The following is a 20,632-nucleotide window of genomic DNA, read 5'->3' on the forward strand; positions in this document are numbered from 1 at the left end:
CTGTTTAACTTTGTTTTTTGTTCAATCCTTGCTGGCAGGATAGTGCTGTAAGCAGACACAGGCAAATTGGCATTATCATGTCGGGCGTAATATTGGTTATTTCCAATACAAATAATATGGCGGTAAGAGGCATTTTTTGCTGTACTGCTAGAAAAACGGTAGCTCCGGTCACAACTGCGGCGACTATGGGAACAGGTGGCAGCATGCTGTTCCATGCAGTGGCTGCCAGTAATGCAATCAGACCGCCAAGCATCATCGAAGGAGTAATAAATCCCCCGTATGCTCCGGCACGGGTGGCCAGTAGAAGCGCCAGCCATTTACCGATTAATAGTGCCAGAGCATAATGCCAGCTTATCTGGTCATTAAATAACAGTTCATTACCGGCTTTTCCGTTACCAAGTATCTCCGGTAGTTGCATGGACAAAACCCCGATGAGTATAAAGGCACCGATACTGATAAAGATCAGCTTGGGGCTAGTACGCAGAGCCGGTTTGCAACAGGCGAGCTGGTATTGTAACAGCCATGAGAATGCAATAATCAGTGGCCCCAGCAACAACGACCAGATTAACAGTGGACTGTTCAGGGTAATTGCCGGTAGCTGATAGGCTGGCTGGCTACCCAGTCCGATCCGGCCTACCCATGCTGCGGTTGTACAGCAGATTAAAGCTGCAATAACAGTATTGCGCTGGAAACTGAATAATAACGTTTCCAGGGCAAACAGAGCACCGGCCAGAGGTACATCAAAAACCGCGGACAGACCGGCGGCTGCACTACAGGCAAGCAGGACTTTTCTCTCTTCTGTACTGATGTTAAATCGCCGGCCGATAAAATCTGCAATAGCTGAACTGATTTCACGTGGCGCTGTCTCACGTCCGAGAGGTGAACCCATGCCTACTGTGAATATCTGTAACATACCATGAAAGAAAGTAGAAACTAACGGTATAGGTGTAGCATTGTTGCCAATTGCCTCCCTGATATCAACCAGTTTGGGAGCAAAACGGTGCAGCAGGTACCAGCCGGCGCCCACTATTACGCCACATGCACTTAATGCAAGTAAACGATGTATGGCTGTGGTTTGTTCGACAATATTACGAAATGTGATGCCGTCTGTACGGACTATTCCGTACACTAACTGCTGAATAAAATGCAATAATCCGATAAGTGACATGCCTGCCACGCCGGCGATGGCACCACAAAATAGTAATAAGGCAATCAGTTTCGGATTTAATCTGAACATGGCATGATAAATTTGCGATAAATCAAAGGTACTTTTGCTTTTTAAATAACGATATTGTAAACGACAGCACAGACTTTGCCGAATTTTGGCACGCGTCTGTGTTAAAATCAGAATATTTTGTCAGGAATTTAAAGGAAGTATTACGGTGATCAGTACCAATAAAATTACGATGCAGTTTGGCGCGAAGCCATTGTTTGAGAATGTATCGGTTAAGTTCGGTGGGGGCCATCGTTATGGGTTGATTGGTGCCAATGGCTCGGGTAAATCAACTTTTATGAAGATTCTCGGCGGTGATCTTGAACCTACTAGTGGTGAGGTGGCCATTGATCAAGGCCTGCGTCTGGGTAAGCTGAGACAGGATCAGTTTGCGTATGAGGATATGCGCGTACTGGACGTGGTACTGATGGGGCACACAGAAATGTGGGCAGCCATGACAGAACGCGACGCCATTTATGCTAATCCGGATGCCACTGAAGATGATTATATGCGCGCGGCCGATCTGGAAACAAAATTTGCCGAGTATGACGGCTATACAGCTGAGGCACGGGCGGGAGAATTACTTGCCGGTGTCGGTATTGATGAACATCTACATAATGCCAGCATGAGTGAAGTTGCACCGGGTTTTAAACTGCGCGTATTACTGGCACAGGCACTGTTTTCCAAACCGGATGTGCTGTTGCTGGATGAACCGACCAATAATCTGGATATTAATACTATTCGCTGGCTGGAAGGTGTGTTGAACAGCTATGAATCCACCATGATTATTATTTCGCACGACCGCCATTTTCTGAATGAAGTATGTACTTATATGGCCGATGTGGACTATGGTGGCATTACTTTGTATCCGGGCAATTACGATGATTATATGCTTGCCTCTACACAGGCACGTGAACGTACTTTAAAAGATAATGCTAAAGCTAAGGAAAAACTTCAGGAATTACAGGAGTTTGTGGCACGTTTTTCTGCTAATAAATCCAAGGCAAGACAGGCAACCAGCCGGGCGAAACTGGCTGATAAAATTAAGGCAGATATGGTGGAAGTGAAACCTTCCAGCCGTCAAAGCCCGTTTATCCGCTTTAATTTTGATGATAAGAAAAAGCTGCATCGGCAGGCACTTGAAGTTGAGGATTTATCAAAACGTTTTGACCGGCAATTGTTTAAAAAACTGAGTTTGATGCTTGATGCCGGTGAACGTCTGGCTATTATCGGCCCTAACGGTGCTGGTAAATCTACGCTGCTGAAATTACTGGCTGGTGCATATAATGAAGCATACAATGATGGCATTAAAGCAGATAGCGGTACTATAAAATGGGCAGAGAAAGCACAGGTTGGCTATTACCCGCAAGATCATGAAAATGATTTCGATGTATCTATGACTCTGACTGAATGGATGCGTCAGTGGGGCAAGGAAGGCGATGATGAGCAGGTGATTCGCGGTACTTTAGGTCGTCTGCTTTTTGGCAGTAATGAAGTCGGCAAGCAGGTACAGGTACTTTCCGGTGGTGAAAAAGGCCGTATGCTATATGGTAAACTGATTTTGCAGGAACCTAATGTGCTGGTAATGGATGAACCTACAAATCACATGGATATGGAAAGTATTGAGGCACTGAATATGGCGCTGGAAAAATTCCCGGGTACTCTTGTGTTTGTATCTCATGACCGCCAGTTTGTTTCCAGTCTGGCTACACAGATTATTGAGCTGGATGGTGAAGGTGGTTATGAATATTATCTGGGTGATTATGAAGGTTATCTGGCTAAAAAAGGTGTAGTTTAATATTTATAAGCTGCCTGTGTTTACAGGCAGTTTTTTTATATGGGAAAAAAATGAATACCGGCAAAAGTAACGCAGTTGAGCTGATTGAATGTAATGAAAAAGAACATGCGGCAGCCATTCTGGCGCTGTTTAACGATACTATCGCCACCTCAACTGCACTGTATGATTATGAGCCCCGTTCACTATCATTTATGCATGGCTGGTTTGCAGCTAAGCGTGAGCGCAATTTTCCGGTTATCGGTGCAGTAAATAGTCAGGGTGAACTGTTGGCTTTTGCTTCATGGGGTGCATTCCGTGATTATCCTGCCAATAAATATACGGTTGAACACAGTGTATATGTACGTAATGACTGTCGCCGGCAGGGACTGGCACGCAAACTGATGCAGGAACTTATTGTACGTGCACGTCAGGCTGATTTACATGTATTAATGGGTGTGATTGATGCAGCCAATGACAGCAGTATTGCTCTGCATGAACAGCTTGGCTTCAAACATGTCGGCACATTGCCTCAGATTGGTTTTAAATTTGGTCACTGGCTAGATGCGGCACTTTATCAGTTAATTCTGGATACACCAGCTCAGCCTGTCGATGGTTAATAATAATTCGGCTTTTTACAAAGCTCGCAACCAATACAAAATCATATCTTAGCCGGCTTTAAGCCACCAGTGCACAGTTACTAAACCCAGAATAGTCAGCAGTAAAGAACCGCCTGTATGCAGCAGTATATGTGTTACTGCCAGAGTATAACGTTGTGACAAAAGCATTTGCACGGCTTCGAGTGAGAAGGTGGAAAACGTAGTCAGCCCGCCGAGAAAACCAGTAATAACAAATAGACGCCATTCCGGAGCGATCTGGGTAAAGTGTATACACAATGCACTGAACAGACCAATCAGATAAGCACCGATCCAGTTTGCCAGCAGTGTGCCATAGGGCAAACCGGAATGAAGCGTATTCAGCGAGATTCCCAGAAGCCAGCGCATGATGGCACCCAGAGCTGCGCCGGCAGCAATGGCAAATAAAGATAAATACATAATCAATCCAATCATACGACGAATATATAATTAATAATTTTAAACTAAAGCCGGACATGCCATATTGCCTTCTGCTGCTGAAATGACTACGCTAGTGTTTTTAGACATGTAGAAAGTATCAATATGGATCTGACTGAAACCAAAATTTCCAGTAAAGAAGTTTATCGCGGTTCCTTTTTAAATGTTTTAGAAGACACTGTTCGTTTACCCAATGGCAACCAGGCACAGCGAGTAGTTGTACAGCATCCGGGTGCCGCGGCTGTACTTGCGGTTACGGCTGAGCAAAAAGTGGTATTGGTACGACAGTGGCGCTATCCGGTAGGTGAGGCTTTACTGGAAATCCCCGCTGGTAAGCTGGACGGAAAAAATGAAGATCCTGCGCATGCTGCTTTGCGCGAGCTGGCTGAAGAAACCCCTTATACTGCTGCTGAAGTAAAACTGATACATACTTTTTATACTGTTCCCGGTTTCGGTGATGAAAAAATGTATCTTTATCTAGCTGAACATGTGCAACCAAATAGTGTTCTGGCGGCGGATGAAGATGAAATTATTGAACCGGTGTTGCTCAATCGTGAGCAAGTGCGTTCGGCACTGGCAAATAATCAGATTCATGATGGAAAAACGCTGATTGCTTTACAGTACTGGTTGTTATATTGTTAATAAATTTATATTTGTCATGAAAATAATCCCGTTACCCGCACTTTCTGATAACTATATCTGGCTGTTGCAGCAAGAAAATCAGGCTATAGTAATTGACCCGGGCGAAGCACCTGTTGTCATAAATTATCTGACTAAACACAACCTGACCCTGGATGCTATCTGGCTTACTCATCCTCATTATGACCATATTGATGGGGTGGCGGAATTAAAAAAACATTATTCGCAATGCCAGATTACCGGTTGCATTGATTGGCATGTTGTGAATATACCCGTAACTGAAGGCAGTAAATTTCAGGTATTCGGTCAGCATGTAACAGTTTGGCATATTCCCGGGCATACTACAGATCATTTGGCTTATTTAGTATGCGATTCTGCTGGTCGTTACAGAGTATTTTGTGGTGATACTCTGTTCAGTGCAGGCTGCGGACGAGTCAACGGGACTATGGCTCAATTGTTCAGCAGTTTGCAGCGTTTAAACAGTCTGCCGCCTGATACCTTATTTTATCCGGCACATGAATATACCGCAGCAAATTTGAAATTTGCACAAGCTGTTGAACCGAATAATTCTGCAATCAGAAATGCATTAATACAGGTAGATAAATTACCTACCTTACCGGTAAGTCTGGCACATGAACGCACTATCAATCCTTTTTTGCGTACCAGTCAGCCGGAAGTGATGGCCACATTACGCCAAAAAGGTCTCTCAGAGCAGCAGCTTGCCCAACCATTGGCAGTGTTTACTTATTTAAGGGAGTGGAAAAATCATTTTTAAAATTAATCACAGTGTGACTTTTTGCATGCTATGATTATTTCAACATAATAACTAAGGAATAAATGAGTTGAAACTGAGCTAAAGAATGGCGACTGATAATCTTAGCCGGCATATAAAGCTTTCAATTTGTCTGAATATGAAAAAATCATCATATTGCATGGACTGGACTAAGTTGCTCAGTACCCAGCGCTTTAAGCCCGAAAATGGGTATATTGTGCCTACAGTGACCGCTTCAAGTGAAGAGGGGGCGGATGCACTGCGTACTGATTTTCATATTGATTATGATCGTGTGGTTTTTTCCAGTGGTTTTCGCCGTCTCGCCCGTAAAACGCAGGTTCATCCGTTTGCCTTACATGACCATACGCATAATCGTCTGACTCATAGTGTTGAAGTTGCCAGTGTCGGGCGCAGTCTTGGAAATCGGGTCGGTGTAATGCTGAATGCCGGCCATTTCCTGCCATCTGGCAGCCATGCTGCTGATATCGGGGCGATTGTACAGGTTGCCTGTCTGGCTCATGATTTCGGTAATCCGCCATTTGGTCATACAGGTGAAGATGCTTTGCGTGAGTGGTTCCGTGATCCGCAGCATGCTCATTATTTACAGGAATTGAGCAATACAGAACGCAATGATATCGAAACCTATGAAGGAAATGCACATAGCTTGCGTCTGGTAGCCAGTCTGGAAATGTATCAGAATAATGGCGGAATGCGTCTGACTGCTGCTGTTATCGGTGCTTTAATTAAGTATCCGTGGACCAGTTCTGCGCCGCATGGCCGGAATAAATTCAATATTTACCAGACTGAGCTACCCTTTATGTGCTGTATTGCAGAACAGCTGGGGTTGCCGCAAACCGGTGAAAATCAGTGGGTGCGCCATCCGCTTTCATATTTAATGGAAGCAGCTGATGATATTTGTTATGCATTGCTGGATTTGGAAGATGCTGTTGAGATGGGATTATTACAGGTAGCGGACATAGAGCAAATTCTATCCAGGTTGACAAATAAAGAATATTTCTGGCAGTCTTATAGCAGTCAGGAGCGCTGTGCCCGCTTGCGCGGAATTGCTATCGGAAGAGCAGTAGACGATATTGCGCATACTTTTATTAAGCATCATCGGGATTTATTGAATGGTTCATTTCGCGGTAAAGATTTGCTTGCTCTGGCTAGTCCGGATGTTAATGAAGCACTGAACGCTGCAAAAGAGCTGGCTCGCACACGTATATTCCGCCATCAAAGCAAGCTGATTACTGAAATAGCTACTTTTCCTTGTCTGGGTTCGATACTGGGTTTGCTTGTACCTGCGGTGCATGCCTTTATTAAAACCGGTCAGCTCAGTAAAAGACAGGAGCTGGCATTGTCATTATTAAAAGAACAAAAACTGGATAAAAAGGATGGTTTATATCTGGGATATATGAAAGTTCTGGATTTTGTAGGTGGTATGACTGACAATACTGCGGCAAAGCTGGCGCGTGAAGTATCCGGAATCGGAATGCTGTAGAATTTTTGCTTATATGGTTTCAAAATAAATATATAAAAATCAATATATTTATCTATTTGTTTTCATTTTTATCTATTTTTGGCTTGCCAAAATACCATTTATTGCGTATTATCGCGCTTCTTGATTTTCGGTGACTCTTAAACGAGTTCGAAAGCAGTGCATCCGTAGCTCAGTTGGATAGAGTATCTGGCTACGAACCAGAGGGTCGGGCGTTCGAATCGCTCCGGGTGCACCATCAAGCTATGCGCCCATCGTCTAGCGGTTAGGACATCGCCCTTTCACGGCGGTAACCGGGGTTCGATTCCCCGTGGGCGTGCCAGATTTTAAAACCTGTTTGATTTTTCAAACAGGTTTTTTTATTTTAGCTTGAAATATTGCTGGTTTAATTGTTTAGTCCTGAGAATATAGCTGCTAAATTTTGTCATTAAATTTTTCAGGTTTCACTGGAGCTGTTAATACAGATAAATATTTTATACGCCCAAATAAGCAGACCGTTGAGATAGCCACCGTTGCAAGTGTTTATTGACTACTTCAGGTTGCTGGCTAATCAGAACAGGCGCTAAATCACGTGCTTTTTCCAGTATAGGCAGATCTTCTTCCAGATTGGCAAAACGCAGCATCGGGACACCACTCTGGCGTGCTCCCAGAAACTCTCCCGGTCCGCGAATATTCAAATCTTGCCGGGCAATTTCAAAGCCGTCGGTATTTTCATAAATTACTTTCAAACGTGCTTTGGCTACATTACTAAGAGGTTCACTAAATAACAATACACAGCGGCTGGCTGCTGCTCCACGTCCCACCCGACCGCGAAGCTGATGCAATTGTGCCAGTCCCATACGTTCAGCATGTTCTATTACCATCAGACTGGCATTAGGTACATCTACACCAACTTCAATCACAGTTGTAGCTACCAGTACCTGAATACTGCCTTCAACAAATGCTGTCATAACAGCTGCTTTTTCTGCCGGCTTGAGCCGTCCATGTATTAAGCCTATATTCAGTTCTGGTAACGCCGTCTGTAATTGAGCAACTGTATCTACGGCAGTTTGTAATTGCAGTACTTCAGATTCTTCAATTAACGGGCAGACCCAGTATACCTGTCGGCCTTGTGCACAGGTATGCTTTACCAGTTTTTCAACTTCCTGACGGCGGGCCGTGTTTACCAGACGGGTTATAACAGGTGTTCGTCCGGGAGGCAGTTCATCAATGACAGAAACATCCAGATCGGCAAAAAAACTCATTGCCAGTGTGCGTGGTATTGGTGTGGCGGACATCATCAGCTGATGTACATCTTCACCTTTATTTTTTAATGCCAGACGCTGGGCAACACCGAATCTGTGTTGTTCATCAACAATAATCAGACCCAGATTATGAAAAGTAACATCATCCTGAAATAGAGCATGCGTACCTATTGCCAGCTGAGCAGTACCATCTGCCAGTTCTTTCCGTGCTTCATCACGAGCTTTTTTGCGCATACTGCCTGAAAGTCTAGCAATCCTGATTCCTAAAGGTGAAAACCATTGTGTGAATTTCAGATAATGTTGTTCAGCCAGAATTTCTGTGGGTGCCATGACCGCTACTTGAAAACCGGCTTCTATTGCAATTGCAGCTGCCAGAGCACAAACAATAGTTTTACCGCTGCCCACATCTCCTTGTAGTAAACGGTGCATCGGGTGTGTCTGGGCTAAATCATCAGTGATTTTAGCAAGAGCACGCTGCTGAGCTTCTGTTAAGGTAAAACTCAGATTAGCCAGTAAGTGCTCACTAATATGGCCGTTACCAGTTAAAGCTTTTGCATGCCCGTTTAAGCGTTGCTGGCGTGCCAGCCTCATGGATAACTGCTGAGCCAGCAATTCATCAAATTTCAGCCTTTGCCATGCCGGTAAAGTACCTTCATGTAAATCACGCGCAGTGTACTCTGGTGGCGGAGAGTGCAGAAAAATCAGGCTTTCCAGCAGGGGAGGTAATTGTAACTGCTGTAATAAGTCAGCCGGCAGTGTATCATCTGCCGGCAAGTGCTTAAGTGCAGCCTGAATCAGCCGGCGAAGGGCAGGCTGGTTTAGTCCGTTAACGGTGGGATAAACCGGAGTAAGGCTTTCTGCTAGTCCTTTATCAATATCAGTGCGAATTTTTGGGTGCACCATCTCATCGCCAAAAAAACCATGTCTGATTTCACCCAGAGCCCGAATCACATTACCTTCTGCCAGTTGTTTTTGCTGATTAGGATAAAAATGCAAAAATCGCAGGTACAAGACATGTCCGGATACATCCTGAACTTGTACTACCAGCTGTTTACGCGGACGAAATTGTATTTGCTGATGAATAACAGTCGCTTCAATCTGTACCGGCACCCCGTTCTGTGCATCACCAATCGGCGTAATATGTGTCTCATCTTCATAGCGTAACGGTAAGTGTAAAGCCAAATCCCATATATTAGTAATATTGAGTTTGGTCAGTTTGGCAAGCGTATTGGCACTTACTGGAAAGGGAAAATCAGCAGTAGACATAGTGACAAACAGTAAAAGCATATTACAACATGGTTACGATAGCATGTTTGCACATATAGCGCTAATCTGACCACTTTAATCATATTTAAATAATTGGTCAGAATATCAAATTAATACACTGTGTATTTTGATTAAAAAATAAACCCGCTTCGCTATCCAGACAGCGAAACGGGTACTCTGACAGAATAAATTAATCTTGTCGCTCTACCTGTGTTACATCACGTACAGCACCGGTATCAGCACTTGTAGTCATGGCTGCATAGGCACGTAAAGCAACAGAGACATGACGCTGACGTTTAACGGGTTTCCATGCACGAGCACCGCGACTTTCCATTTCTGTGCGGCGTTGTACCAACTCTGCATCAGATACAGCCAGATGTATCCGGCGTTCAGGAATATCAATTTCGATAATATCTCCTTCCTGTACCAGCCCGATATTGCCGCCTTCAGCAGCTTCAGGAGAGGCGTGACCAATCGAAAGCCCCGAGGTGCCCCCTGAAAAACGACCGTCTGTAAGCAGAGCACATGCTTTACCCAAACCTTTAGATTTCAGATAACTGGTCGGATAAAGCATTTCCTGCATTCCGGGCCCGCCTTTGGGACCCTCATAACGGATAATAACCACATCACCAGCTACTATTTGATTACCCAGAATGGCTTCAACAGCCTCATCCTGACTTTCAAACACCCGGGCACGGCCGGTAAATTTAAGGATACTGTCATCTACACCAGCCGTTTTAACTACACAGCCGCGTTCAGCGAGATTACCGAATAACACAGCCAGACCACCGTCCTGAGAATAAGCATGCTGTTTATCACGGATACAGCCATTTTCACGATCCAGGTCCAGAGAAGGCCACATCGCGTTTTGTGAGAAAGCCTCAGTTGAACGGATTCCGCCCGGTGCAGCGCGATAACGTTGTATTGCCTCAGTATTGTTCTGATTGCTTACATCCCAGTGCTTAATCGCATCTGCCAGTGTAGGCATATGTACAGTATGTACACTGGTATCTAGTAAACCGGCATGATTAAGCTGGGATAAAATGGCCATAACACCGCCGGCACGATGCACATCTTCCATGTGATATTTCTGTGTAGCCGGAGCCACTTTACACAGGCAGGGTACATGGCGGCTTAACTGATCAATATCAGCCATTTTAAAATTAACACCGGCCTCGGTCGCAGCTGCCAGCAAGTGTAATACCGTATTGGTAGAACCACCCATAGCAATATCCAGACTCATAGCATTATTAAAAGCTGCCTTAGTTGCAATACTGCGCGGAAGCACACTGGAGTCATCCTGTTCGTAATAGCGTTTGGCTAATTCAACAATACGCCGGCCTGCTTCAAGAAAAAGTTCTTTACGTAATGCATGAGTAGCGAGTAAAGAACCATTACCTGGTAAGGATAAACCCAGAGCTTCAGTCAGACAGTTCATTGAATTAGCTGTAAACATACCTGAGCATGAACCGCAGGTAGGGCAGGCACTGCGCTCTACTTGTGCAACTGTTTCATCGCTGATTTTATCGTTACCAGCCTCAATCATTGCATCAATCAGATCCAGCTTGCGGATTTGTTGCTCACCATTGGTGGCTGCAATTATTTTACCGGCCTCCATTGGACCACCGGAGACAAAAATAGTCGGAATGTTCAGGCGCATGGATGCCATAAGCATTCCTGGAGTAATTTTGTCACAGTTGGAAATACACACCAGTGCATCAGCACAATGTGCGTTGACCATATATTCCACACTATCCGCAATCAGGTCGCGTGAAGGCAGACTATAAAGCATTCCTTCATGCCCCATAGCGATGCCATCATCAACCGCGATGGTATTAAATTCCTTGGCAATACCGCCAGAACGTTCGATTTCACGTGCTACCAGCTGACCTATATTATGCAAATGCACATGTCCAGGAACAAACTGGGTAAAAGAATTGGCTATGGCAATAATGGGTTTGCCAAAATCATTATCAGCAACACCTGTTGCACGCCAGAGCGCACGTGCACCGGCCATATTACGCCCATGTGTAGAAGTTTGTGAACGGTATTGTGGCATTATGCATTCCCTTGTATTGGTTTTTATCTGTAAATGTAAAACAACTGCCAGCATGGTACGCAGGCAGTTGATGTTTGTAAACTTAGAACTGAGTTGATTATATAATTTTAACAGGTTAATTTCAGACAACACAGAAATTAATATAGCTGAAACGACATATCAGTATGTAATATTCTCAAGTTATATATAATTATTTTTTTATGACAATTGTTTTGGCCAAATAATCTTGGAAAGTACGACAATTCGCCTCTGTTCTAAACAACATTAAAAAGCAAACAAATGTAATTAAATAGTTACATATTTGCTCAGTAGAATTCTCATTAAGATTGAAAATTTTAATCAATAAGTATGAAAAAGTACTGATAATTGTATGAAACAAAATTTCACGAATTAGTACAGTACCGACAAATCCCGGATTGCGTCCGTCAAGGTTAATAACTTTAATTTTCATCAGGCGCTTACCAAAGGATTGACCAGTTTTACTCATCATAATCCATTGTGCTGTGATAAATGGAATTGAAGGTATTAAAAGACATATGGTTAAAGCTATGTCATCTATATGCATAAGTTTAGGCTGGGAACCCTCGTGAAATATATATAGCCTAGTACCCACATAACAACAGACTAAAAAAAATGCAAGGTTAATTATATACGCAGCACTTCTTTGCCATGGAGTGGCGAGTTCAACTTCTATTTCCGAATTGTGAAAATCATCATAATCATAATTATTCTTTGAAAAATTCTTCTGAGAATTGGGCATAGTGTATTTCCTTAAAATTTGATAAAAAAGTATTAAAGGAATGTATTGTTGCTCAAGCATTAGTCGTAAGTACTTTTTATAAATGACAAATTTAAATAAGATTAAATTATAAATAAGTTAAATATAGTAAATTATTTTATTTATTTCTCTGTTAATTCGTCAATCATTAGTTTCCCAGATTAATTTTTCTATTTATCATGACAAAATATTCAATCAGAGAATTTTAGCAGAAATTTTAATAATATATATAAATATTTCATTAATTATTTTAAATATATACAATTTATATTAATATTAAACAAGATAAATTTATTTGAGGTTAGCATGAGTAAAATACAGGATTTTACAAAAATACAAGGTTTGTATGAAAAAGATGATATTTCTACACAAGATTATGTTGCTGCAACTTCATTACAACGCATAATAGCAGGTATGATCAATATACAATTATTTCTCGCTCCTGCAATTGTCATGTATATTGTTTTACATATTCGTGCTTATTCGAATATTTTTTTTTATATTACTCTTGCTTGTATTATATTTTTAATAATTCTTCCGGCCTGGCAGTGTTACTGGATGCGGACACAAGGGCAGTCTATAGGTAAAAAAATAATGGGTATCAGGGTAATACACCTTGATAATAGTTCGCCTGATTTTTGGACTAATGTAATAAAAAGGGAGATCATTTATTATTTATATTTATTTTTTCTTGTAATAACTATTTTTTATTTACCAGATCTACATAATGAGGATTTTTGGAATTTTTTCTTACTGACGTTGCTTAAGCTATGGTCATCAGTAACAACACTTCCGTTATTATTTATCATTCTTTTGGTAAATATATTCAATTTAACGTGTCTATATCGACTACTTTCAGATAAATTTTTATCTATCACTTTACAGGATAAACTTGCAAAAACCAAAGTAGTACAAAATATTTCAAAATAGCTTTATAAAAAATATATTAATATTATTTGAGTAATTTTAAATTTAGTCAGCCTCAAGAAATTTTAATTTTTCCTGAGGCTTCTTAGTTATTTAATTTTTACAACGATTGTATTAGCTAAAAAGTCTTGCAGTGTACGATAATTTGATTTTCTTATAAATAACATAATTATACAAATAAAAAGAAATAAAGTTGAAAATTCAGTGAATATGCATAAAATCCTATATAAATAATTTAAAAATTTATAAATAAAATTCTGGTAAACTCCAACATTTTTAGCGAAATCCATTAGATTGGGTGGCACATCTATTATTATTATTAACATTGTAAAAAGGATAAGAGTAATGAATGTATAAAAAATTTCACGGACTAATACTACATTGAAAAAGCCAGCTTTCTTACCATTCTTTTTAATAACTTTGATTTTCATTAATCGCTTACCAACAGATTGACCTGTTAGACTCATTTGTATAAATTGAAACACAACATAAATGAGTAAAGGTAATATGATATATAAGAATATTCGTAATGGTTGATGTACACCTCCCTCAAACTCATCATCCATAAATAAGAATGAAAAAATAGATTCTATTGGCTTATCAGTTCTATAATTTGCAAAAAACCATAATTCAAAAGGATTTATAATATTTTGTGAATGATTCGATTCATAATCAGTTTGAAAATTGTAAACATGTAAAGAAATGTAAAATATAAAATAATAAATTGCATAATTAATTAGATATGCTGTAACTCTTTTCCATGGCGGAGCCAGTTCAACCAGGCCGCCTTTTTCTGTCATTAAGAAATTATGTTTATCATTTAATGCTGAAGATTGTTGAGTACAGGACATAAATTTATAAATCTCTTAGTGTGAAATCAAATTCAATATGCTTATAAATCAGCAATGTTTAAGTTAATTTTTATAAAAAATAATATTATATATTTACATAATATTATTTGATAATAATATCAGAATTTATTTATATTTCATTAGATTTATTTGGTAAATATGTTTTTTTTATAAATAAAACAGATATTTTTAAATAAAATATCTGTTTTATGATGTAGCTAATCCGTTTTTATATCATGCAGATGTTCTCAATTCAGCCGAGAGTTTATCCAGAATACCATTAATGAATTTATAGCCATCGGTACCACCAAAGGTTTTAGTAATTTCGATAGCTTCATTGATGATTACTGGATGGGGTGTTTCCGGCATGGCAGAAAGTTCATGGCAGGCCATCAGCAGTACAGCCCGTTCAACTGGATTAAGCTCATCTTCGTGGCGGTCCAGCAGAGGACGGATCCGTTTCATGTAATCACGCTGATTGTTATAGGCACCAAAAAATATCTGGGTAAACAATTCTTCATCAGCTTTGGCGAAATATTCATTATCACGGATATTCTGCGCAATAATAGCAGCTGATTCTTCGTTATTCAGTTGTGCCTGATATAAAGCCTGAACAGCAAACTGACGGGCACGACGACGTGGTGTAATCATTGACATGTATACAATGTCCTTGTTTAATAAATAATCAATATTGAATTTTAAGCAGATTGGCCATTTCTACTGCCACTATAGCCGCTTCACTGCCTTTATTGTGCATACGTGCCAGTGCCTGAGCATCGTTTTCGGTAGTCAGTATAGCATTGGCAATGGGTATATTGTGATCCAGACTAACTCGGGATACACCTGCGGCGGCTTCGTTGGACACCAGCTCAAAATGATAAGTCTCACCGCGGATAACCACTCCGATGGCCACCAATGCATCAAATTTGCCGCTGTCAGCCATGCTTTTTAATACCAGAGGTACTTCTAAAGCACCCGGTACAGTAGCCAAAGTTATATCGCTCTCTTTAACCCCCAGTTTAATTAAACGGCTGCAACAGGCTTTGACCAGCTCTGCTCCGATAGGATTAGTAAAGCGTGCCTGTACAATGCCTATACGCAGGCCAGAGCCGTTATGTTCCGGGGTGATGGTATTCATTCAGTTTCCTTTTTTCATCTGTTACGTCTCAAGCACCATTGCATTGTCCGGAATAAAATACTTATATCACAGACACACAAGTATTTATGCTTAGCATTCTGATTTTACCGAATTTGCCAATAGGGTGGAATGTTTAAACTGTTTTTTTCTGTTTGTGTCTGGGCTTAAGTGAGCCCAGATAAATGGCCAGTAAGGTCAGTGCCGTACCAGTCCATTGCACAGTATTTATCGGTTTATTCAGCAAGAAAAAATCGATCAGAATCGCAGCAACAGGTTCACTTAATAATAATAAACCGGTTAAAGTCAGTGACAGCAACGGTACGGCATAAGCAATTAACCCCCAGGCAAAACACTGCATGACCACACCATAAATCATGATCAGAAGAATATCTTTTGTGTTAGTAGGCCAGAAATGACCTGAATCAATGAGAATACTTGGCACAATTAATGCACCGACTGCTCCGACACTGACCAGCAGCATTAGCGGAAATAATGCAACCGGCTCTGCCAGATGTGCCTGACGAATACATGCCATAGAGGCAGCCATTGCTGCACCGGAAATCAGACCGATAAAAATACCATAACCACCATGTGAATTGTGTCTGAGTTCAGGGTGGGCGATCAGTAAAATGCCGATTACAGACAATATCATGCTGAATAGTTGTAATTTGCTCTGTCGTTCGCCGAAGAAAAACCAGGCAATTGCCGCCAGAAAAAAAATCTGCATACTGTTGAGCAGAGTAGAAATTCCCGGACCTACTGCATGAATGCTTTCATGCCAGAATGCCAGATCAAAACCTAAAAATACACCTGATAGCATACAAAACCGTTTTGCTTTATTGCTTTCAGGCAGTTTCTGACCAAAATAGCGACTTAAAATCAGAAAAACGATACCACCAATGAATACACGCCATAATGCAATGGCATAAGAACCAATAGATACAAATTTAACAATCAGGCTGCCGAGTCCGAAAACAACGCAGCCGAAAGTTAAACCGGAAGCAGCCCATTTTTGCGGGGTCAGTTGCATTAGATACCATCCTTAAATAACAGCCATTACAATAGGCTGTCGGAAAATACCCGATGCCGATGTTCAATGGCAACAGATAATTCAGACAGCCTGAGGTGGGGTATTGTATTTAATTGTGTTACTAAAATATATACTTGTTTAGTAAAGAATTATTATCGGGATGGTTCTTCAAACCCGGTAACTTCCAGACCAAATCCATTCAGGCCGGTAAAGGCAGAAGGCTTACCCATTACCCGCATGCGTTTGACTTTTAAACCAGCCAGTATCTGAGCACCGATACCATAAGTTTTACTATCCCACTGTCTGGTCTGATGAGTGCCTTTGGGTAAGGTGCGGTCTAATAAAGTGGCTCCGGTTTCAGTACGGTGCATCAGTATAATTATACCGGCATCAGCTTGCTGTATACGTGCCATAGCTTCAGGTAGTGGCCATGTATGCAACTGATCCGGTTGCAGAAAATCCATGGCGCTAAATGGTTCATGTACTCTTACCAGCACTTCACCGGCAGTTTCCGGATCGCCTTTAACCAGTGCCAGATGGGTTTCACCGGATAATTGATCAACATATACATGCTGAGTAAAATCTCCCCATGTTGTATGGATAGTATTTACTCCCAGTTCTTCTATCAGACTTTCGTGACGGCTGCGATATTCAATCAAATCAGCAATAGTGCCAATTTTAATATCATGTTTTTCAGCAAAAACCATTAGCTCTGGCATACGGGCCATAGTGCCATCGTCATTAATGATTTCACAGATAACGGCTGCCGGAATCAGGCCGGCCAGTTTGGCTAAATCAACGCTTGCCTCAGTGTGTCCGGTACGAACCAGAACACCGCCTTTTTGTGCACGTAATGGAAAAATATGACCCGGCTGGACAATATCTTCTGCTTTGGCTGTAGGGGAAACTGCTGCCTGTACAGTATGGGCACGGTCTGCTGCGGAAATACCGGTAGTAATACCATGTGCTGCTTCTATGGAAACCGTAAAATTAGTACCATACTGAGCGCCATTATTCTGTGTCATCAGTGGTAAGCGGAGGCGATCTACTATTTCTTCTTCCAGAGGCAGGCAAACCAGACCCCGGGCATATTTAATCATGAAATTGATGGCTTCAGGTGTGACAAACTGTGCAGCCATGATTAAATCACCTTCGTTTTCACGGTTTTCTGCATCAGTAATAATAACCATTTTACCGGCTTTTATGTCGGCAATAATTTCAGGAATGGTGGCAATACTCATGATAGTAAACAACGCTCCCTTAATAAAATAAAGGTTATTTTACTCTGGATTACCGGGACTGGTGCGCTTTTATCTTAGCGTTATTCGAATGCCGGCTACGAAATTACCGGAATAAAAAAATTAAAATAAACAGATTAAGCTGCAATATCATTAATCAGGCAGGAAATTATATAAATAATAATGATTTTTTACTCAAGTTACAGAATAGGCAATGAGATAATAAAATTTTACTCGCAGGCATTATTGATGAATAAAAGATGAGTCAGTCGCTTGCTTTATTTATTCAGGTACTGGCAAGTTGAATTTTTGAAAAAGGTAAGCTCCAGTCAGTTAGTGAATTTTTCTCACAAAACTTGCCAACTTACCAACAAAGATTATTCTGGCAGTCATAAGATTGTACAATCTGCTATAAAGCAGACTCATAAATTAATTCTGCATGTTCAGATTAAAGTGGAAATTTTTTGAAAGTAACGACAGAATGGTATGGTAAATAATGTTACGCGGTATATAAAAAGATGTTTATAAAGGTTTCTGCTTATTGATTGCATGAGCATATGGCGGAATATCTCAGTAAGATGTTTTGAAAACAGGTTGATTGTAGAAGAGTGGATAAATACAGACTTGGAGGAATAGCTTTTATCATCGAGATAAAATAATATTTAATTATATTTTCTATTCTTTTAATTAAATACCTTATAGATAAGAATTTTTTTTAATCAGCTGCACTTTATGGAAAACAGTTTCGGGAAGAAAATTCGAGCCAGATTTTACCTGATAGATATCTATAGAAGCCAGTAATTGGCTCATTTGATTTAATCCGATATCAATATTATTTCTGAACTTTAATAGTATAGATTTTTTAAATTTGCTTCCCGTACACATCGTGCCGTAAGCTATATCTGCAAGCTCAATGGTAATTGTCCCAGTCATTTCTTATTTATATAGTCAGAATAAATAAATCTTATAATTACAAAAATAAAGTATTCGATAAATTTGTTAGCTATTAAATTCAATTTTTTATTAAAAATTTTATTCCAGATATAAATTTATGTGAATAGGATTGTATTGCCTTAAATACCTTATGAATTAAACTTAGAAGACATAATATTATATATCAATTGATGTCTGAATATATGTATGTATTTAAACAAATTAATCTAGATTTGTCTGAAATAATAAAAAATTAAATTGTAGTTTTTAGAATAAAAATAATATTGAAAATCTAAATTATTAAAGTTATAATTTGTTTATAAATGTAAAGAAAAGTTTATTTATGAAAATATAGGAATAGTAATGAGCTCTTTTACTCCAACAGTATTTTTTTCGCGTTTATGTTCTTCTTTAGCAATTATAATTTGCTATGGATATCCAATATTGTTGTATATCGGATTAATTTATAAAGATAACAAAAATAATGATTTAATTCTACTTTTGTTATCAGTCTACTTTATACTTACTATACTTGTTTTAATGATTTTAGGATGGGCTCTTAACTGTAAATCAAATATTTGGATTAAGACAGTTGTCATCATCGCGTCATGTTGTGCTATTCCTCATTTATTATTCAGTTTGGTATTTCTGCTAGGTATTTTCTGCCTCCCTTTATACATATTTACTTATTACCTAGCTTATTGGTATTTGAAAGGTGGTGCAAATTACCAGCCCACAACAAAGCCAAAGAGAATTAGATTAAAGGTAATCAGCTAAAATATGTCATCAATAAAGTTATAGTATGATTTAGTTTTTATATTTAAAAAATATCTATTAAAAAAATATAAAATATCAGTAGGATAACTGGCCATGAAATATTTCATTAATTAAAACTAATTGCCACATCTGCTCGTATTGAGTTTGTTAAATAAGTTAATAAATTTAATAAATTTAATAAATATATTGTATTTTAAATCAATATTATTACAGAGGATAACTATTATGGATAAAGAATATACTATGGCTACATTTCTACGTCGTTTTATTATCTCTGTCATGTGTCTGATTATAGGGTTACCATGTTTCTTTCTAGGTATTGTAGGTGAAAATGAAGCATTTCCGTTTTTACGTTTATTGCATATTATGCCTATGCCGGAAAATATGAGCGGTAGTGAGGTTTTTTATTTCACATTGGGAGTAATGGCTTTTCTAGCCACAGTAATATTATTAATTATGATGTTCGGATGGATATTTGATATTTCTACTAATCGTTTTCTGAAAATATTGGTGCTTATTGGCTTTTGCTGTGGTTTTCCTAACACTATATTGTGTTTGAGTTTTAGTGACCTGCTAGGAATAGGATTATTGATTTTACCTGCAACAATATTATCTATATATCTGTCACTTTGGTACTTTAATATTTATGATAAGACTCAGTTTAAAGATAAAATTAATAACTTATAATTATTTATAGCCGAATATTTTGAAACTGATTAATACTTATTTGGATAAATAGTAATCAGTTTCTGTATATTTATATAACATATTTTGTATATAAGCAAATTTATAATTAATTTTTTACTTTATTTATATACTGTTGCATATATTTCTGCGCGGTATCAACAATTGCCTGTGTCTGAGCATCCACTTCGAGATTGATGCGATCATTTACCTGACAGCTTCCAAATAAAGTCCGGTTCATGGTTTCGGGAATCAGATGAACGTTAAATTCAGTAGTGGTTACCTCGCCGATGGTCAGGCTGCAACCGTTCAGCCCGATAAAACCTTTAGTAAGGATATAAGGGGCTGCACTTTCAGGGAGATTAAACCAGACAGTACGATTATCAGGGGTGTCTTCAATTTTACTAATGGTGGTCGTAGTAAAAATATGACCACTCATAATATGACCGCCAATTTCATCCCCATAGCGTGCAGCCCGCTCAATGTTTACCGCATCACCTACTTGTAGTTGTCCTAAATTGGTTTTGGCCAGACTTTCCGCCATGACATCAAAACATACTTCATCACCTTTAATAGCTGTAATGGTCAGGCAGCAGCCATTATTGGCAATAGAAGCACCGATAGTCAGGTTGTCACAGGCTCCCTCAGGGAGACGTACCTGTATTGTGCGCAATTGTTCATACTCTTGAATAGAGGTAACGGTACCTAAACCGCAGACAATTCCTGTAAACATTTATA

At 39.7% G+C, this 20,632-nt stretch carries 17 protein-coding genes, 2 tRNA genes and 1 pseudogene; 9 read left to right on the forward strand and 11 right to left on the reverse strand.

What is annotated here, in order from left to right:
- Positions 1–4 precede the first annotated feature (4 nt).
- A complete protein-coding gene (locus GY065_RS03625; protein WP_174833108.1) occupies positions 5–1,237 on the reverse strand; it encodes a chloride channel protein in 1,233 nt (410 codons plus the stop codon).
- A 145-nt stretch (positions 1,238–1,382) separates the two neighbouring features.
- Here GY065_RS03625 and GY065_RS03630 point away from each other — a divergent pair, with 145 nt between their 5' ends.
- Together GY065_RS03630 and GY065_RS03635 are read left to right on the forward strand one after the other, a co-directional pair.
- On the forward strand, positions 1,383–3,011 hold the full coding sequence (locus GY065_RS03630) for an ABC-F family ATPase (protein WP_025330365.1): 1,629 nt from the start codon (positions 1,383–1,385) through the stop codon (positions 3,009–3,011).
- A gap of 50 nt (positions 3,012–3,061) precedes the next feature.
- Positions 3,062–3,607: a GNAT family N-acetyltransferase gene (locus tag GY065_RS03635; RefSeq protein WP_100116310.1), complete on the forward strand. Its 546-nt coding sequence runs from the start codon at positions 3,062–3,064 to the stop codon at positions 3,605–3,607.
- 48 nt (positions 3,608–3,655) lie between these two features.
- Here GY065_RS03635 and crcB read toward each other — a convergent pair whose 3' ends face one another.
- A complete protein-coding gene (gene crcB, locus GY065_RS03640; protein ID WP_037392000.1) occupies positions 3,656–4,042 on the reverse strand; it encodes a fluoride efflux transporter CrcB in 387 nt (128 codons plus the stop codon).
- 123 nt (positions 4,043–4,165) lie between these two features.
- Here crcB and GY065_RS03645 point away from each other — a divergent pair, with 123 nt between their 5' ends.
- The 5 genes from GY065_RS03645 (at position 4,166) to GY065_RS03665 (ending at position 7,291) form a co-directional block, all read left to right on the forward strand.
- A complete protein-coding gene (locus tag GY065_RS03645) occupies positions 4,166–4,702 on the forward strand; it encodes an NUDIX hydrolase (protein WP_037391996.1) in 537 nt (178 codons plus the stop codon).
- A gap of 16 nt (positions 4,703–4,718) precedes the next feature.
- Positions 4,719–5,474, forward strand: a complete 756-nt coding sequence (gene gloB, locus GY065_RS03650) for a hydroxyacylglutathione hydrolase (RefSeq protein ID WP_174833109.1) — start codon at positions 4,719–4,721, stop codon at positions 5,472–5,474.
- Positions 5,475–5,631: 157 nt separating this feature from the next.
- Positions 5,632–6,972: a deoxyguanosinetriphosphate triphosphohydrolase gene (locus GY065_RS03655; RefSeq protein WP_174833110.1), complete on the forward strand. Its 1,341-nt coding sequence runs from the start codon at positions 5,632–5,634 to the stop codon at positions 6,970–6,972.
- A gap of 158 nt (positions 6,973–7,130) precedes the next feature.
- A tRNA-Arg gene (locus GY065_RS03660) sits at positions 7,131–7,207 on the forward strand.
- Between the two features lie 9 nt (positions 7,208–7,216).
- Positions 7,217–7,291 (forward strand) — tRNA-Glu (locus GY065_RS03665).
- A 151-nt stretch (positions 7,292–7,442) separates the two neighbouring features.
- Here GY065_RS03665 and recG read toward each other — a convergent pair.
- The 3 genes from recG to GY065_RS03680 form a co-directional block, all read right to left on the reverse strand.
- Positions 7,443–9,479, reverse strand: a complete 2,037-nt coding sequence (gene recG, locus GY065_RS03670; protein WP_174833204.1) for an ATP-dependent DNA helicase RecG — start codon at positions 9,477–9,479, stop codon at positions 7,443–7,445.
- 190 nt (positions 9,480–9,669) lie between these two features.
- Entirely contained in the window at positions 9,670–11,538 is a 1,869-nt protein-coding gene (gene ilvD, locus GY065_RS03675) for a dihydroxy-acid dehydratase (RefSeq protein ID WP_174833111.1), read from the reverse strand.
- A 190-nt stretch (positions 11,539–11,728) separates the two neighbouring features.
- Positions 11,729–12,298, reverse strand: a complete 570-nt coding sequence (locus GY065_RS03680; RefSeq protein ID WP_174833112.1) for an RDD family protein — start codon at positions 12,296–12,298, stop codon at positions 11,729–11,731.
- A 324-nt stretch (positions 12,299–12,622) separates the two neighbouring features.
- Here GY065_RS03680 and GY065_RS03685 point away from each other — a divergent pair, with 324 nt between their 5' ends.
- Complete coding sequence (locus GY065_RS03685) at positions 12,623–13,246, forward strand: RDD family protein (RefSeq protein ID WP_174833113.1); 624 nt, start codon at positions 12,623–12,625, stop codon at positions 13,244–13,246.
- An 86-nt stretch (positions 13,247–13,332) separates the two neighbouring features.
- Here the strand turns inward: GY065_RS03685 and GY065_RS03690 are convergent, their stop codons facing one another.
- The 5 genes and pseudogenes from GY065_RS03690 to ribBA form a co-directional block, all read right to left on the reverse strand.
- Entirely contained in the window at positions 13,333–14,094 is a 762-nt protein-coding gene (locus GY065_RS03690; protein WP_174833114.1) for an RDD family protein, read from the reverse strand.
- Positions 14,095–14,328: 234 nt separating this feature from the next.
- Entirely contained in the window at positions 14,329–14,745 is a 417-nt protein-coding gene (gene nusB / locus GY065_RS03695; RefSeq protein ID WP_084586444.1) for a transcription antitermination factor NusB, read from the reverse strand.
- Between the two features lie 34 nt (positions 14,746–14,779).
- The gene (ribH, locus tag GY065_RS03700; RefSeq protein ID WP_100116341.1) at positions 14,780–15,232 is read right to left on the reverse strand and encodes a 6,7-dimethyl-8-ribityllumazine synthase; all 453 of its coding nucleotides are present in this window, start codon (positions 15,230–15,232) and stop codon (positions 14,780–14,782) included.
- A gap of 133 nt (positions 15,233–15,365) precedes the next feature.
- Positions 15,366–16,262 carry a DMT family transporter gene (locus GY065_RS03705; RefSeq protein ID WP_100116340.1) on the reverse strand — a complete coding sequence of 299 codons (897 nt, stop codon included), beginning with the start codon at positions 16,260–16,262 and terminating at the stop codon, positions 15,366–15,368.
- Positions 16,263–16,414: 152 nt separating this feature from the next.
- A pseudogene (gene ribBA / locus GY065_RS03710) lies at positions 16,415–17,497 on the reverse strand (bifunctional 3,4-dihydroxy-2-butanone-4-phosphate synthase/GTP cyclohydrolase II); the annotation flags it as partial.
- Positions 17,498–19,435: 1,938 nt separating this feature from the next.
- On the opposite strand from ribBA, the gene GY065_RS03715 reads away from it, so the two are divergent.
- Entirely contained in the window at positions 19,436–19,897 is a 462-nt protein-coding gene (locus GY065_RS03715; RefSeq protein ID WP_174833115.1) for a hypothetical protein, read from the forward strand.
- 106 nt (positions 19,898–20,003) lie between these two features.
- On the opposite strand, the gene GY065_RS03720 is transcribed toward GY065_RS03715, so the two are convergent.
- Positions 20,004–20,627: a riboflavin synthase subunit alpha gene (locus tag GY065_RS03720; RefSeq protein ID WP_084585089.1), complete on the reverse strand. Its 624-nt coding sequence runs from the start codon at positions 20,625–20,627 to the stop codon at positions 20,004–20,006.
- Positions 20,628–20,632: the final 5 nt, after the last annotated feature.

It is taken from the genome of Snodgrassella sp. ESL0323, from assembly GCF_013346865.1.
GTDB classification, from domain to species: domain Bacteria; phylum Pseudomonadota; class Gammaproteobacteria; order Burkholderiales; family Neisseriaceae; genus Snodgrassella; species Snodgrassella alvi.